The following is a 14,191-nucleotide window of genomic DNA, read 5'->3' on the forward strand; positions in this document are numbered from 1 at the left end:
GCACTAGCCTAGGGCAAACGCTTGGCAAGAGGACCTAAACCTGCCTTACAATCGCTCAACATCAATAAAAATCGGCACTTAAGTCGACATACAAGGAGAGCAACTTGAAAATTCGCAATCAACGGGATTTTGGGGCGGGGATCATGTATATGGTCATTGGCCTCTTCTTCACCATTGTGGCTACCCAGTATCCAATGGGCACAGCCGCAAAAATGGGTCCTGGATATTTCCCATTTTTCCTCGGCATCATCATGACGCTGTTGGGCTTATTTGTTTTGATTAGATCTCTGAGCGCAAAAGCTGCGATCGAATCCATCCCCAAGTTCAACTGGAGAATCATTGCCCAAATTACTGGGTCAGTGGTTCTGTACGGTTTGCTATTACCAAGAATGGGATTCTTGGTTGCCGTAGTTGTGTTGGTTTTAGTTTCTGCCAGCGCTAGCAAAGAATTTACTTGGAAGGGTTCACTGATTAATGCAGGCTTCCTTGTAGCCTTTACTTACTCCGTGTTTGTGCTGGGCCTGAAACTTCAGTTCCCACTACTACCTGTCTTCCTACAACAATAACGAAACGGGACTCTGAAAATGGATTTATTTGCTAACTTAGCTCTCGGTTTCGATACCGCGTTCACACTCCAAAATCTCTTGTACTGCTTGATTGGCTGTATCTTGGGAACCTTGATTGGCGTTTTGCCTGGTCTTGGTCCGATCGCAACGATCGCGATGCTTTTGCCAGCAACTTATGCTCTGCCCCCAATCGCTGCACTGATTATGCTGGCTGGTATTTACTACGGCTCACAGTACGGCGGTTCAACTACTGCGATTTTGCTCAACATTCCGGGTGAGACGTCCTCGGTAGTGACGGCGATCGATGGGTACCAAATGGCCCGCAATGGTCGAGCTGGCGTTGCCTTATTTACTGCTGGTATGGGCTCATTCTTTGCAGGTTGCGTTGCAACTTTAGTGTTAGCCGCTTTTGCTGCACCACTTTCACAGCTAGCGTTTAAGTTTGGTCCTGCAGAATATTTCTCCCTCATGGTCTTAGGTTTGATTGGTGCTGTGGTGTTGGCATCCGGATCTTTGATCAAAGCGATTGGCATGATCGTTTTAGGTCTGTTGATGGGCTTAATCGGTACCGACGTGAACTCTGGAGTGTCACGCTATGCGTTTGACATTCCTGAATTGAGTGACGGTATCGGCTTCGTGGCTGTTGCCATGGGCGTGTTTGGCTTCGCAGAAATCATGGGCAACCTAGAGAAGACTGGTGAGGACGAGGGTTTCTTAAACAAGATGACCACCATGATCCCAACCAAACAAGATGTGAAACGTATGATTCCCTCCATCTTGCGCGGCACAACGATCGGCTCCATCTTGGGTATTCTGCCTGGCGGCGGTGCTGCACTTGCTGCTTTCGGCGCTTACTCAGTTGAGAAGAAGTCTTCCAAATTTAGTCACGAGTTTGGCAAAGGTGCTATTGAGGGTGTTGCCGGTCCTGAGTCTGCAAATAATGCTGCCGCTCAAACCTCATTCATTCCATTGCTTACACTCGGCATCCCACCAAACGCCGTGATGGCTTTGATGGTTGGCGCGATGACGATTCACAACATTCAACCAGGCCCACAAGTGATGACCAGCAACCCAGCTTTGTTCTGGGGTCTGATCGCTTCTATGTGGATTGGTAACGTGATGTTGATTCTCTTGAACTTACCTTTGATTGGTATCTGGGTAAAACTCTTGAAGATTCCATACCGCTTCCTCTACCCAGCAATCTTGGTGTTCTGCTGCATTGGTGTGTATACCGTGAATAACACTGTGTTTGATGTTTATGTGACTGCAGGCTTTGGCTTGATTGGTTACCTCTTCTTCAAACTCGGATGCGAACCTCCTCCATTGCTCTTGGGCTTCGTGCTCGGACCAATGATGGAAGAGAACTTCCGTCGTGCACTATTGCTGTCTCGTGGCGACTTCACCACCTTCGTAACCCGCCCACTTTCCTTAGGATTGCTGATTGCTGCAGCCCTTTTGGTGGTGATCGTGGCTTTGCCAGCAGTGAAGAAGACTCGCGAAGAGGCCTTCGTCGAAGACTGATAGGCCTAGACCTAACAGAAACGAGCCCGCAGAAGTTTGCGGGCTTTTTCTTTATGGGGCACAGGGTTTTCTCTACAATGTGGCTATGTCCCAAGATAGCAAACCCACTAAAGCAGCCATTGGCGCGATCGCCGAGCCCTCTAACTTCTTGCGTCAGATTATCGATCATGACCTAGCGAGTGGCGCCTTTGCACAGCGTACGAATTTAGCTGGTGAACCTATCCCATCCATCATTACTCGATTTCCGCCTGAACCAAATGGCTATTTGCATATTGGTCACGCAAAAAGCATTTGTCTCAATTTTGGTTTAGCGGCCGATTACAACAATCAAGCTGGTGGTGCGCGCTGCAATATGCGACTGGATGACACCAATCCAGTAAAAGAAGATATTGAATACGCCGACAGTATTTTGGATGCGGTTAAATGGCTCGGGTTTGATTGGGGCACACATCTTTATCACGCCAGCGATTACTTTGATCGCCTCTATGAATTTGCAGAAATTCTGATTCAGAATGGCAAAGCGTATGTAGATAGCCAGAGCGCTGACGATATACACACTAATCGCGGCAACTTTGGTCAAGCTGGGAAAAATAGTCCTTATCGCGATCGCAGCTCTGAAGAAAACTTATCCCTTTTTCGCGAGATGCGTGATGGCAAATTCAAAGACGGCGAGCATGTTCTGCGCCTAAAAATTGATATGGCGCATCCCAATATTGTGATGCGTGATCCCGTGGTTTACCGTATTCGCCATACCGATCATCATCGTACTGGTAGCAAGTGGTGTATTTATCCACTGTATGACTTCACCCATTGCATCTCAGATGCATTGGAGAGCGTATCTCACTCGATCTGTACGCTGGAGTTTGAGAACAACCGCCCCTTATATGACTGGATTGTGAACTCCCTCAAAGAGCTAGGCGTCTTCAAAGACCCCGTGCCACATCAATATGAATTTGCGCGCCTTAATTTAACGTACACCATCACCAGTAAACGTAAGTTACTACAACTCGTTGAAGAGAAGCATGTTGAAGGCTGGGATGACCCCCGCATGCCAACCATTGTCGGTATTCGTCGTCGCGGCTACACGCCGGAGAGTATTCGCCTCTTCTGCGAGCGTATTGGGGTTTCTAAAGCCGATAGTTGGATTGATATGAGCACTCTTGATCAAGCTTTGCGTGATGATCTTGAAGCCAGAGCGCCACGTGCGACTGCAGTCTTAAAGCCGCTCAAACTCGTTGTAGAAAATTTTGATGCCGTGGCAAAAGAAGCATGCTCAGCGCCACGCCATCCAAATCATCCCGAATGGGGCAATCGTGAATTTCATTTCACACGGGAACTGTGGATTGAAGCCGATGACTTTATGAAAGAGCCGATTAAAGGCTTCTTCAGACTCTACCCACCGATTGGTGGTCAGCCGGGTAGTCGAGTTCGCTTGCGTCACGGCTTTGTAGTGGAGTGCACTGGCTTTGAAACAGATGCTGATGGTAATGTCACGCAAGTCAACGTGACGCATTTCTCAGACAGTAAGAGCGGTACGCCTGGCTCAAACAATTACAAAGTGAAAGGCAATATTCATTGGATTAGTGCTGCTGAAGCCATTCCAGCGGAGGTCCGCCTATACGATCATCTCTTTACCGACCCCCACCCAGACAGCGGTGATAAGAATTTCTTGGATGCCATCAATTCAAATTCCAAAGAGACGATTACCGCTTACCTGGAGCCCTGTATGAAGGATGCCAAAGCTGAAGATCGCTTTCAGTTTGAACGTCATGGCTACTTTGTTGCCGATAAGGTGGACTCCAAACCTGGCAAGCTTGTATTTAATCGTACGGTTGGTCTTAAGGATTCTTGGAAGTAGTCTTCAGAAAATCCGCTACGCTGGGATAACGTAGCGGCATTTTTAGTTCATGCAATCGAGTGTTGGTGACTCTTCTTGATTCCCGCATAAACGACCATAGCATCGGGCTCACCATATTTTGCAGCTCACTCGCTGGCTTACGCGGAGGTCTCTCTAGGCCAAATGCATCTGCTACCTCATCAAAATAATCGCCCATCTTGGTTTCACCGCCATCACAAGTATTGATGATTCTTTGTGGTTTGCCGTAATACACCGCCGCACACACCAAACGTGCTAAATCATCGCTATGAATATGATTTGAATACGCATCCTCTTCTGGCAGTAGGGCTGGTGTTTGGGACTGTAGGCGCTCAATCGGCAAACGATCTGCAGCATAGATTCCGGGAACACGCAAAATGGTCACTGCGACTCCATGCGCAGGACCCCATAAACGCAAAACCCGCTCGGCGTCTACCCGCCTCTGGGCTCGCTCGCTCTTCGGATTCACTGGGGTTGCCTCACTGACCTTGGCTCCTCGATGATCCCCATAGACGCCCGTAGTACTGATGTAGATCAGGCGCCTGACGGTATTGGAGCCTTGGGCTAAAATTCTCAATAGGTTGCGGGTTCGGCAATCACGATTTCCTTGATTTTGGGGCGGCGCTAAATGAATGACAGTTTGAGCTAAACCGGCCAAACGCCACAAGCTCTCTGGATAATCCAGATTACCTAAAATCGGAGTCGTGCCAACCTCCCTCAACTCCTGAAAACGATTTTGCGAAGATGTAAGCGCAAATACTCGATGACTACGGGATAACTGTTTTGCCACCCGAAGACCAATGTCACCGCAGCCAATAATCAGGATTGAAGGTTTACCAAAAGATTGCATAAGTGACATCGTAACGATTTATTGAAAGGAACGAGAGTGTCTTATCAGGTCACGCTCAAAACGAGCGGCAAACAATTTACCGTAAGCCAGGATGAAACCGTCCTGGAGGCCGCTCTTCGTCAAGGTATCAACCTTCCCTATGGCTGTAAAAATGGAGCTTGTGGCTCTTGTAAAGGGAAGGTATTAGAAGGTCACATTAGCCATGGTCAACACAGTGAGAATGCGCTGAGCAGGGCTGATGAAACTACAGGTGGCATCTTATTTTGCTGCTCCCACCCAAAGTCAGACCTCTTGATTGAGGCACGCGAAGTTCAGGGCGCTGGCGATATTGCCATTCGCAAGGTGCCATGTCGTATAAACACCATCAGCAAACCCAGTAGCGATGTAGCAATTCTGAAATTGCAACTTCCTGCTGCTGAGCGTTTTCAGTTTTTAGCAGGGCAGTATCTCGAGTTTCTTCTAAAAGACGGACAACGTCGCGCCTACTCCATTGCGACTCCTCCGGACCAAGAGGGGCCACTTGAACTTCATATCCGTCACATGCCTGGCGGTCTATTTACCGACTTTGTCTTTGGTGTGAGCACACCCGCACTCAAAGAAAAAGATATTTTGCGCTTCGAGGGACCTCTGGGCAGCTTCTTCCTGAGAGAAGACTCCAAAAAGCCCATCATCTTTTTGGCTGCGGGAACAGGCTTTGCGCCGATCAAATCCATCATCGAGCAAATGCAAGCCAAGAAGGTTGATAGGCCTATTGAGCTCTATTGGGGTGGACGTCGTCCCAACGATTTGTACCTTGATGAACTATGCAAAACCTGGGCACAGGAAATTCCAAACTTCAAATACATCCCAGTGATTTCGGATGGAATCCCTGAGGATGCGTGGCAGGGTCGCACCGGCTTTGTGCATCAGGCCGTCATTGATGACCACCCAGACCTTAAGGGCTTTCAGGTCTATGCCTGCGGAGCTCCCGTCATGGTGAATGCCGCTAAAACTGACTTCTCATCCAAGTGCCATCTGCCCGAGGAAGAGTTCTTTGCAGATTCCTTCACCAGTGCAGCAGATTTAGTCACAAACTCGTCTTCATAAAGTTAGATAATAGAACCCTTATTAGAGTCAAATAACCCCAATACAGCATGAACACACCAGCACCCATTGATACCCATTCAGTCATGTTTATTACTCAACGCCCAGATGTGGTGATGGTTGAGGGTAATGGCTCATGGTTAACTGATAACAATGGCAAGCGCTATTTAGACTTCTTGCAAGGTTGGGCTGTCAATTGCTTGGGTCACGGCAATCCAGGAATGATTGCTGCTCTCAATGCGCAGGCGAAGAAACTCATCAACCCAAGCCCAGCGTTTTACAACGAGCCCATGATTGGACTCTCCAATTTATTAACATCCAATAGCTGCTTTAACAAAGTCTTTTTTGCGAACAGTGGTGCTGAAGCAAATGAAGGCGCTATTAAGTTGGCACGCAAATGGGGTCAGCTCAATAAAAACGGTGCTTTTGAAATCATCACGTTCGATCACAGCTTTCATGGTCGCACTTTGGCAACAATGAGTGCATCTGGTAAACCAAACTGGGACACTATGTTTGCGCCCCAAGTTCCAGGTTTTCCAAAAGCGGATTTGAATGATCTGGACTCTGTTAAAAAACTGGTAACTGATAAAACCGTTGCTGTCATGCTCGAGCCAGTTCAGGGCGAAGGTGGTGTTATCCCAACCACCAAAGAATTTATGCGTCAGCTGCGCCAATTCACCAAAGAAAACAATATTCTGCTCATCGCCGATGAAGTGCAGGCTGGCTGTGGTCGTACTGGTACTCTGTTTGCTTATCAGCAATATGGCATTGAGCCTGACATCATGACCTTAGGCAAAGGCATTGGTGGTGGCGTTCCTTTGGCCGCCTTGCTGGCAACTGATGCAGTAGCTTGCTTTGTACCTGGAGATCAGGGTGGCACCTATAACGGCAACCCACTCATGACTGCAGTTGGCATCAGTGTTATTGAGCAATTATTAGCACCTGGATTTTTGGAGAGCGTTAAGGCTAAAGGCGAGTTGCTCAAATCAGAACTCCTCAAGCTTTGTACTGAATTTCATCTTGAAGGTGAGCGTGGTGAGGGTCTGTTGCGCGCTCTCATGCTTGGCAAAGATATTGGCGGAAAGTTGGTTGAATTGGCGCGTGACCGTAATCCCGAAGGCCTACTGATTAACTCACCAAGACCAAATTTATTGCGCTTTATGCCAGCATTAAATGTCAGCGATGATGAAATTCGTCAGATGTGCAATATGCTGCGCGAATTACTAAAAGAGATAGCTTAAGAATTGACCCGCTTATTCACTTACTCACCTAGGTAAGCAGTACGCACTCGCGGGTCTTGAAGCAATTCTTGTCCTTGACCCGTCAGAGTGATCAAACCACTCTCCATCACATAAGCACGATCTGCCATCTCCAAGGCTAAGCGAGCGTTTTGTTCGACCAAGAGAATGGTCATGCCACTTGTAGAAAGATTGCGGATCACATCAAAAATAGTTTCTACCATGATGGGGGATAGGCCCATCGACGGCTCATCCAATAGTAAAAGCTTGGGCTCGGCCATCATCGCTCTACCCATCGCCACCATTTGTTGCTCGCCACCCGATAGGGTGCCCGCCAATTGTGAGAGTCGCTCTTTAAGTCTTGGAAAATACGTAAACACTTCCTCTAACTTTTGATTGACAGCTTTAGCATCCGTTTTTAGAAAAGCGCCCATCTGTAAATTTTCTAGGATGCTCATGCGTTTAAATACGCCACGACCTTCAGGCACAAGACCTAAACCAATTTCGACTAATTCATAAGCGGGCAATTGATTGGTTTTGTGGTGAAGAAATTCAATTTCACCTGAGGCAGGTTTTAGGAGGCCTGCAATTGCTTTCAAGCTTGAACTCTTACCAGCGCCATTCGCGCCAATCAGGGCAACCAATTCACCTTGATTGACGTGTAGATCTATTCCTTTGACAGCATTAATGCCACCATAAGCAACCTTGAGATCCTGCACCTGAAGTAAGGCACTCATTAGACTGCCCCCTGACCTAGATAGGCTTTAATCACTTCAGGATGCATGCGCACATCAGCTGGCTTCCCTGCGGCAATCACCTTGCCGTAATCAAGTACCGTCAGGCTATCGCAAATACCCATCACTAAACTGACATCGTGCTCAATCAGTAGGATCGTTTTACCATCACCACGAATGCGAAGTAATAGCTCACGTAATGCTAGTTTCTCAGTAGCATTCATACCTGCAGCAGGTTCGTCTAAGGCCAGCAGCTTCGGCTCTGTTGCTAGTGCTCGGGCAATCTCAAGACGCCGTTGGTGCCCATAAGACAGATTACGGGCCTGTATATGTGAATAGTCACTTAGGCCAACATAGGCAAGCAAGGCTTGTGATTTTTCACGGATAGATTGTTCTTCACGCTTGGTCGATGGGAAACGGAAGATCGCGCCGAGTAATCCTGCTTGAGAGCGGCAATGGCAACCCACCATCACATTCTCCAAGACCGACATTTCTCCAAAAAGACGAATATTCTGAAACGTTCTTGCTAAACCTGACTTAGTCACTTCAGAAACTGATTCTGGAAAATAAGATTTGCTATCAAACAAAAAGATTCCAGAGTCTGCTGGATACAGTCCTGTAATCACATTAAAGAATGTTGTCTTTCCTGCGCCATTCGGACCAATCAAACCAACAATCGATCCGTAAGCAACTTGTAGACCTACAGAATCTAGAGCCTGGACACCACCAAAGCGTTTAGAAACATCTGCAACATCAAGCAATAAATGAGAGGGCATTATTGATCCCCTCTCTTTTGCCAAATACCGCCTGGGCGATACAACATGATCAAAATCAAGGCTAAGCCGTAGATCAATTGTCGAATCACTTCCACATCGACAATCACATGACCAAAGAGTGCCTTTTGAACTGGTTCAGCAACACCGCGCAAAATTTCTGGGAAAACCGCTAAAACAATTGCACCCAAGATCACTCCAGGAATATGCCCTATGCCACCCAGCACTACCATCGCTAGGACAACAATTGATTCCCACAAGGTAAATGACTCGGGAGATACAAAACCTTGAAACGCCGAAAAGAGTACGCCAGCAACGCCCGCAAACGATGCGCCAATAGCAAAAGCCAAAAGCTTCATATTTCGAGTATTGATTCCCATTGCTTTGGCAGCAATCTCATCTTCACGAATAGCCACCCAAGCCCGACCAATGCGAGAGTGTTGTAAATGAAGGCACACAATTGTCACTGTAATAGCCAGTGCCAGGAAAAGATAAAACACCAAATACAAGGCAGGGATCTGAATAAATCCCAAATCTAATGATTTGGTAAATGACAGACCAAACATCTGAATGGGATCGATCGCAGTAATGCCTTTAGGGCCATTTGTTAAATTCAAAGGGCGATCGAGGTTATTCATAAAAATACGAATAATTTCTCCAAAACCTAAAGTCACGATCGCCAGATAATCACCGCGCAACTGCAAGGTGGGTAAACCCAAAATAATGCCAAACAAGGCTGCCAAGATGATAGAGAAGACTGCCACCATCCAAGGCGAGAAGTGCATACCTTGCGGGAAAGTAGCGGCAATCATTTCAAAATGTTGCGGTAAGTGTGGTGAGGCTAATAGGGCGTAACTGTAGGCACCTAGTGCATAAAAAGCGATGTAGCCTAGATCCAAAAGACCCGCAAAACCGACAACCACGTTAAGGCCCAGGGCAAGAACGATATAAAGCAATGCAAAATCCAGCACGCGCACCCAATAGTTTCCGCCACTGGCACTGACTACCCAAGGTAATAGCACTAAGGCAAGCGCGCCCAGCCAAAGATAACTTGATTGATTCAAATGATTTAAGGTAAGTCGCTTAAGCACGATCAGAAACCTTCTCACCCAATAAACCAGTCGGACGCAAGACGAGAACCAAGATCAACACCAAGAAAGCAAAAATATCCTGATAGTTCGAACCAAAGACGCCGCCAGTGAGTTCACCTATGTAACCGGCGCCTAAGGACTCAATCAGACCCAGAAGTAAGCCACCAAGCATTGCCCCCTGCAAATTACCAATACCGCCCAACACCGCTGCAGTAAAGGCTTTGAGGCCAGGAATAAATCCCATATAAAAATGCACATTGCCATAATTGCTGGCAATCATCACGCCCGCTAAGCCGGCTAAAGCTCCGCCCAGCATAAATGTGATGGAGATCACACGATTGGGATTGACACCCATCAGCGCCGCAATTTGAGTTTGCTCAGCAGTCGCACGCATTGCTCTACCGAGCTTTGTTTTTTCAACCAAGAACAACAAACCACACATCACAGCCAATGCCACCGCGATGATCACGATCTCTTTGCCGGTAATTGTTGCGCCTGTAGTGCCTAGCTCGATCGGATTTGAGGGAAGTAACTGCGGATAGGTCATGGGGTTTCTAGACCAAATCAGCATGGCAATGGTTTGCAACAAAATCGACATGCCAATTGCAGAGATCAGTGGGGCTAAACGTGGCGCATTACGCAAGGGGCGATAAGCGATACGCTCAATCCAATAACTCAAAACTGCGCAGACAGCCATCGTTACCGGCAAAACAATCAGAAGTGTCAACCAACCCGGTAAATCGCTCGTCAGACTCAAAATCAAACGCAGCAACGAGAGCGAGACCATTGCACCGATCATCAGCACCTCGCCATGGGCGAAGTTGATTATCCCCAGCACGCCATAGACCATGGTGTAGCCCAAGGCGATTAACGCATAAATGCTACCAAGCACTAAGCCATTAATAATTTGCTGAAGAAAAATATCCATGAGGGGTTTGAAGAAGCAGTACAAAAAAAGAGCACCGCATTTGCGGCGCCCTTTTAATGTTTCTTACATATTGATAACGTCAAGAACCGTTTTCTTTTTATCCTTGAAGTCGTACAAAGTAATAACGCCTTCTTTCATATCGCCTTTGTCATCAAAAGCAATATTGCCTACTAGACCATTCATCTTGGTATCGGGCATCACCACCAAAATCTTTGCTGGATCAGTAGAATTGGCACGCTTCATTGCATCAACCAATACGTAGACCGCATCATAGGTAAAGGGTGCGTAAATTTGTACATCAGTGTTGAAGCGCTCTTTGTAACGTTTCTGGAAATCAGCGCCTTGAGCCATTTTTGAAAGCGCCTTACCAGCTTCAGAACACGTTACGTTCACCACTGCATCGCCAGCCAATTCAGCAAGCTTCTCGGTGCACATGCCGTCACCACCCACAATCTTCGCTTTGATACCTAACTCGGCAGCTTGCTTTGTTAAAGGACCACCAGTAGCATCCATACCGCCGTACATGATCACATCCGGCTTGCTGCCCTTAATTTTGGTGAGAATGGCCTTGAAGTCAGTCGCTTTGTTATTGCTGGCTTCACGAGTAACCACCTTGACACCAGAAGCTTTCACAGTTTTTTCAAACTCGTCAGCCAAACCTTTGCCGTATTGTGTTGAATCATCAATGATCGCTACTGTCTTAGCGTTCAAGGTTTTTGAAACATAATTCGCTAAGGCTGGGCCTTGCTGCGCATCGGTTGCTACAAGACGATACGTGGTTTTGAAGCCTTGTTTGGTGTAATCAGGATTAGTAGCGGATGGAGAAATCTGTGTGATGCCTGCATCGCTATAAATCTTAGAAGCTGGGATACTAGTGCCGGAGTTCAAGTGACCAACGACACCAACCACTTTTGCATCAACGAGTTTTTGGGCAACTTGAGTCGCTGTTTTTGGATCTTCAGCGTCATCTTCCGGCACCAAAGTCAGAACGACTTTTTTACCGTCAATCGTCAAGCCTGCTTTATTAATTTCTTCAAGCGCTAAGCGTGCGCCATTTTCATTATCTTTACCTAAGTGGGCAATTGGTCCGGTCAATGGAGCCACGTGTCCAATTTTGACTTCAACGCCATCTACAGGCGCAGCCGCAGATTTATCGCCGCCCTTTCCGCAAGCGGCTAGAAGCATGGCAGTTGCTGACAAAGCAATGGCCGTTTTTAAGAAAGTAATTTTTGACACTTTTGAATTAATCATCTACAGCTCCTCTGTTATGAATCAATACTTCAGTCAACTAAATTCTTGGGTAGTGAAAACGTAACATCCTCCACCACACCAGATAAGGCACGCACACTGCGAGGCCCAAACTCTTGAATTCGGGCAACAATAGATTGCGCCAAGCTCTCAGGAGCAGAAGCACCAGCAGTTAGGCCTATACGCTTCTTGCCCACAAACCATTCTGGTTTGAGTTGGTCTGGAGCATCCACCATGTAAGACGGTACACCTAATTTTTCTGAGAGTTCACGCAAACGATTGGAGTTTGAGCTTGTCGCGCTACCCACCACAATGACTAACTCTACTTGTGGCGCCATAAATTTCACAGCATCTTGACGATTCTGAGTGGCATAACAAATATCTTGCTTACGCGGCTGAACAATATTCGGGAATTTTTTTGTGAGCGCATCAACAATTTCCTTAGTCTCATCTACCGATAAAGTAGTTTGCGTCACAAAAGCAATTTTTTCATCACTTGGAAAAGAGAGATTGGCTACATCGGCTACTTTTTCAATCAAGAAGACGCCTTCCTTAACTTGCCCCATAGTTCCCTCAACTTCAGGATGGCCCGCATGGCCAATCATCAATACCGTAAACCCATCTTTGCACATCTTGATGACTTCGAGATGTACTTTGGTTACCAATGGACAAGTGGCGTCATATACCTGTAAGCCACGCTGCTCGGCATCTTTACGCACCTCCTGAGAAACACCATGCGCACTAAACACCACAATGCCGCCCTTTGGAACCTCATGCAACTCTTCCACAAAGACCGCACCCTTATCGCGCAACTCATTGACTACGTAAACATTGTGCACAATTTCATGACGCACATAGATCGGTGCACCAAAGCGAGTCAGAGCCTCATTCACAATATTGATGGCACGATCAACACCCGCGCAAAAACCGCGGGGCTGTGCCATCAAAATTTCAGCGGTATCGGGCGTGCTCATGCTTTAGAGAATCGCAACAATCTGGGCTTCAAAGGTTACTTCACGGCCTGCAAGCGGATGATTGAAATCAAACCAAGCGCCTTCTTCATTAATCGATTGCAAAACACCGGCATATTGAGCACCACCCGACGCATTAAATTCAATCACATCACCAGGATTAAATTCCACGTCGTCATCCCGACCTTCTTTGAGCGCTTTCAAAGACACCCACTGCACTAAGTCTTCTTTGCGCTCACCAAAACTTTCATCTGGTGATAACAACGCGCTTTTTTTATCACCAACACCCAAACCCAACAACACTTTTTCAAAACAAGGTGCAAATTGTCCAGAACCCATCAAAACCGTCGCAGGCCGATCAACAAAAGTATTGATGTAATCCTCCCCGCCAGGCAGAGTGAGTCGATAGTTGAGGGTCAAATAGGAATTGGGCAAAACGATAAGCTTAGTCATAAGGTAATTGTAGCTAGCCCTGCATTAGCCGTGGATTCCCCCATCCCCCATTGGCCTAAAAATGAGCAACCCAGAGAAAAACTTCGTTTGCATGGGGCCCACTGCCTCACAGATGCCGAATTACTGGCAATCTTTCTAAGGGTTGGAGTCCAAGGCAAAAGCGCGGTAACTTTGGCCAAGGATTTACTCCATCACTTTGGTAGCCTGTCTCGCCTTCTGGCCTGTGGCGCCAAAGAATTCACCCGTATTCATGGCATGGGACTCTCAAAGTGGTCGCAAATACAGGCTGCTTATGAGCTTGTGAAGCGCAGTCTTGAGGATAACCTTGCCCAGGGCTCCATTTTTTCATCTCCAGGACATGTAAAGGAGTTTTTACAGGCAAAAATTGGTAGTCTCCCTCATGAGGTATTTTTATGCCTTCACCTTGATTCAAACCTCCATCTCATTGAATGCCAAGAGCTTTTTCGGGGGTCTATTACTCAGACGGCCGTCTACCCTCGCGAAATCCTTAAAGAAGCCTTATCCAGGAACGCCAGCGCCATGATTGTTGCCCACAACCATCCCAGCGGTAACCCGCTTCCTAGTAATGCTGATCAGGAGCTCACCGTTACCCTAGTCAAAGCTTTGCAGCTAGTTGATATTCCCCTTTTAGACCACTGCATTGTGAGTAACAGGGGATTTTTCTCATTTTCTGAATCAGGGCTTATGAATATTGAATCTTAATGAAAGTAATTACTAACTTATATGAACGATTAGGGCCTCTAATGAGGATTCCACCACAATTCTTGCTGAAACTCCAACGGCAAACCCAATAAGGGCTAGCCCAAAATAGGCTTTGACTGATACAATCTTCTTTTTT

At 47.0% G+C, this 14,191-nt stretch carries 14 protein-coding genes; 6 read left to right on the forward strand and 8 right to left on the reverse strand.

What is annotated here, in order from left to right:
- Positions 1–104: 104 nt before the first annotated feature.
- The 3 genes from ICV38_RS08585 (at position 105) to ICV38_RS08595 (ending at position 3,945) form a co-directional block, all read left to right on the forward strand.
- Entirely contained in the window at positions 105–566 is a 462-nt protein-coding gene (locus ICV38_RS08585; protein WP_215379624.1) for a tripartite tricarboxylate transporter TctB family protein, read from the forward strand.
- An 18-nt stretch (positions 567–584) separates the two neighbouring features.
- On the forward strand, positions 585–2,087 hold the full coding sequence (locus tag ICV38_RS08590) for a tripartite tricarboxylate transporter permease (RefSeq protein ID WP_215379627.1): 1,503 nt from the start codon (positions 585–587) through the stop codon (positions 2,085–2,087).
- A gap of 85 nt (positions 2,088–2,172) precedes the next feature.
- Positions 2,173–3,945: a glutamine--tRNA ligase/YqeY domain fusion protein gene (locus ICV38_RS08595; protein ID WP_215379630.1), complete on the forward strand. Its 1,773-nt coding sequence runs from the start codon at positions 2,173–2,175 to the stop codon at positions 3,943–3,945.
- Here ICV38_RS08595 and ICV38_RS08600 read toward each other — a convergent pair.
- A complete protein-coding gene (locus ICV38_RS08600; protein ID WP_215379633.1) occupies positions 3,926–4,822 on the reverse strand; it encodes an SDR family oxidoreductase in 897 nt (298 codons plus the stop codon). The genes ICV38_RS08595 and ICV38_RS08600 overlap by 20 nt on opposite strands.
- A gap of 27 nt (positions 4,823–4,849) precedes the next feature.
- On the opposite strand from ICV38_RS08600, the gene ICV38_RS08605 reads away from it, so the two are divergent.
- Together ICV38_RS08605 and ICV38_RS08610 are read left to right on the forward strand one after the other, a co-directional pair.
- Positions 4,850–5,899: a CDP-6-deoxy-delta-3,4-glucoseen reductase gene (locus tag ICV38_RS08605; RefSeq protein WP_215379636.1), complete on the forward strand. Its 1,050-nt coding sequence runs from the start codon at positions 4,850–4,852 to the stop codon at positions 5,897–5,899.
- A gap of 47 nt (positions 5,900–5,946) precedes the next feature.
- Positions 5,947–7,137, forward strand: a complete 1,191-nt coding sequence (locus tag ICV38_RS08610) for an acetylornithine transaminase (RefSeq protein ID WP_215379638.1) — start codon at positions 5,947–5,949, stop codon at positions 7,135–7,137.
- Positions 7,138–7,157: 20 nt separating this feature from the next.
- Here ICV38_RS08610 and ICV38_RS08615 read toward each other — a convergent pair whose 3' ends face one another.
- From ICV38_RS08615 to ICV38_RS08645, 7 genes are all read right to left on the reverse strand, one after another.
- Positions 7,158–7,871, reverse strand: a complete 714-nt coding sequence (locus ICV38_RS08615; RefSeq protein WP_215379640.1) for an ABC transporter ATP-binding protein — start codon at positions 7,869–7,871, stop codon at positions 7,158–7,160.
- Positions 7,871–8,644: an ABC transporter ATP-binding protein gene (locus ICV38_RS08620; protein ID WP_215379643.1), complete on the reverse strand. Its 774-nt coding sequence runs from the start codon at positions 8,642–8,644 to the stop codon at positions 7,871–7,873. The genes ICV38_RS08615 and ICV38_RS08620 overlap by 1 nt, the downstream gene beginning before the upstream one ends.
- Positions 8,644–9,681 carry an ABC transporter ATP-binding protein gene (locus ICV38_RS08625; RefSeq protein ID WP_371819252.1) on the reverse strand — a complete coding sequence of 346 codons (1,038 nt, stop codon included), beginning with the start codon at positions 9,679–9,681 and terminating at the stop codon, positions 8,644–8,646. The genes ICV38_RS08620 and ICV38_RS08625 overlap by 1 nt, the downstream gene beginning before the upstream one ends.
- A 43-nt stretch (positions 9,682–9,724) precedes the next feature.
- Positions 9,725–10,660: a branched-chain amino acid ABC transporter permease gene (locus ICV38_RS08630; RefSeq protein WP_215379661.1), complete on the reverse strand. Its 936-nt coding sequence runs from the start codon at positions 10,658–10,660 to the stop codon at positions 9,725–9,727.
- A gap of 63 nt (positions 10,661–10,723) precedes the next feature.
- Positions 10,724–11,845, reverse strand: a complete 1,122-nt coding sequence (locus ICV38_RS08635) for a branched-chain amino acid ABC transporter substrate-binding protein (RefSeq protein ID WP_371819253.1) — start codon at positions 11,843–11,845, stop codon at positions 10,724–10,726.
- Between the two features lie 95 nt (positions 11,846–11,940).
- On the reverse strand, positions 11,941–12,882 hold the full coding sequence (gene ispH, locus ICV38_RS08640; protein WP_215379675.1) for a 4-hydroxy-3-methylbut-2-enyl diphosphate reductase: 942 nt from the start codon (positions 12,880–12,882) through the stop codon (positions 11,941–11,943).
- A gap of 3 nt (positions 12,883–12,885) precedes the next feature.
- A complete protein-coding gene (locus ICV38_RS08645) occupies positions 12,886–13,332 on the reverse strand; it encodes a peptidylprolyl isomerase (RefSeq protein ID WP_215379678.1) in 447 nt (148 codons plus the stop codon).
- Between the two features lie 30 nt (positions 13,333–13,362).
- On the opposite strand from ICV38_RS08645, the gene radC reads away from it, so the two are divergent.
- A complete protein-coding gene (radC, locus tag ICV38_RS08650) occupies positions 13,363–14,055 on the forward strand; it encodes a DNA repair protein RadC (protein ID WP_251368141.1) in 693 nt (230 codons plus the stop codon).
- The last annotated feature ends 136 nt before the right edge of the window (positions 14,056–14,191 follow it).

The organism is Polynucleobacter sp. MG-6-Vaara-E2 (assembly GCF_018687695.1).
Taxonomy (GTDB): Bacteria; Pseudomonadota; Gammaproteobacteria; order Burkholderiales; family Burkholderiaceae; genus Polynucleobacter.

Bases quoted from the DNA above. Each gene is read 5' to 3' on its own strand.
- ICV38_RS08590 (WP_215379627.1), top strand. From the start codon at position 585: ATGGATTTATTTGCTAACTTAGCTCTCGGTTTCGATACCGCGTTCACA.
- ICV38_RS08595 (WP_215379630.1), top strand. From the start codon at position 2,173: ATGTCCCAAGATAGCAAACCCACTAAAGCAGCCATTGGCGCGATCGCC.
- ICV38_RS08600 (WP_215379633.1), bottom strand. From the start codon at position 4,822: ATGTCACTTATGCAATCTTTTGGTAAACCTTCAATCCTGATTATTGGC.
- ICV38_RS08610 (WP_215379638.1), top strand. From the start codon at position 5,947: ATGAACACACCAGCACCCATTGATACCCATTCAGTCATGTTTATTACT.
- ICV38_RS08615 (WP_215379640.1), bottom strand. From the start codon at position 7,871: ATGAGTGCCTTACTTCAGGTGCAGGATCTCAAGGTTGCTTATGGTGGC.
- ICV38_RS08620 (WP_215379643.1), bottom strand. From the start codon at position 8,644: ATGCCCTCTCATTTATTGCTTGATGTTGCAGATGTTTCTAAACGCTTT.
- ICV38_RS08630 (WP_215379661.1), bottom strand. From the start codon at position 10,660: ATGGATATTTTTCTTCAGCAAATTATTAATGGCTTAGTGCTTGGTAGC.
- ICV38_RS08635 (WP_371819253.1), bottom strand. From the start codon at position 11,845: ATGCTTCTAGCCGCTTGCGGAAAGGGCGGCGATAAATCTGCGGCTGCG.
- ispH (WP_215379675.1), bottom strand. From the start codon at position 12,882: ATGAGCACGCCCGATACCGCTGAAATTTTGATGGCACAGCCCCGCGGT.
- ICV38_RS08645 (WP_215379678.1), bottom strand. From the start codon at position 13,332: ATGACTAAGCTTATCGTTTTGCCCAATTCCTATTTGACCCTCAACTAT.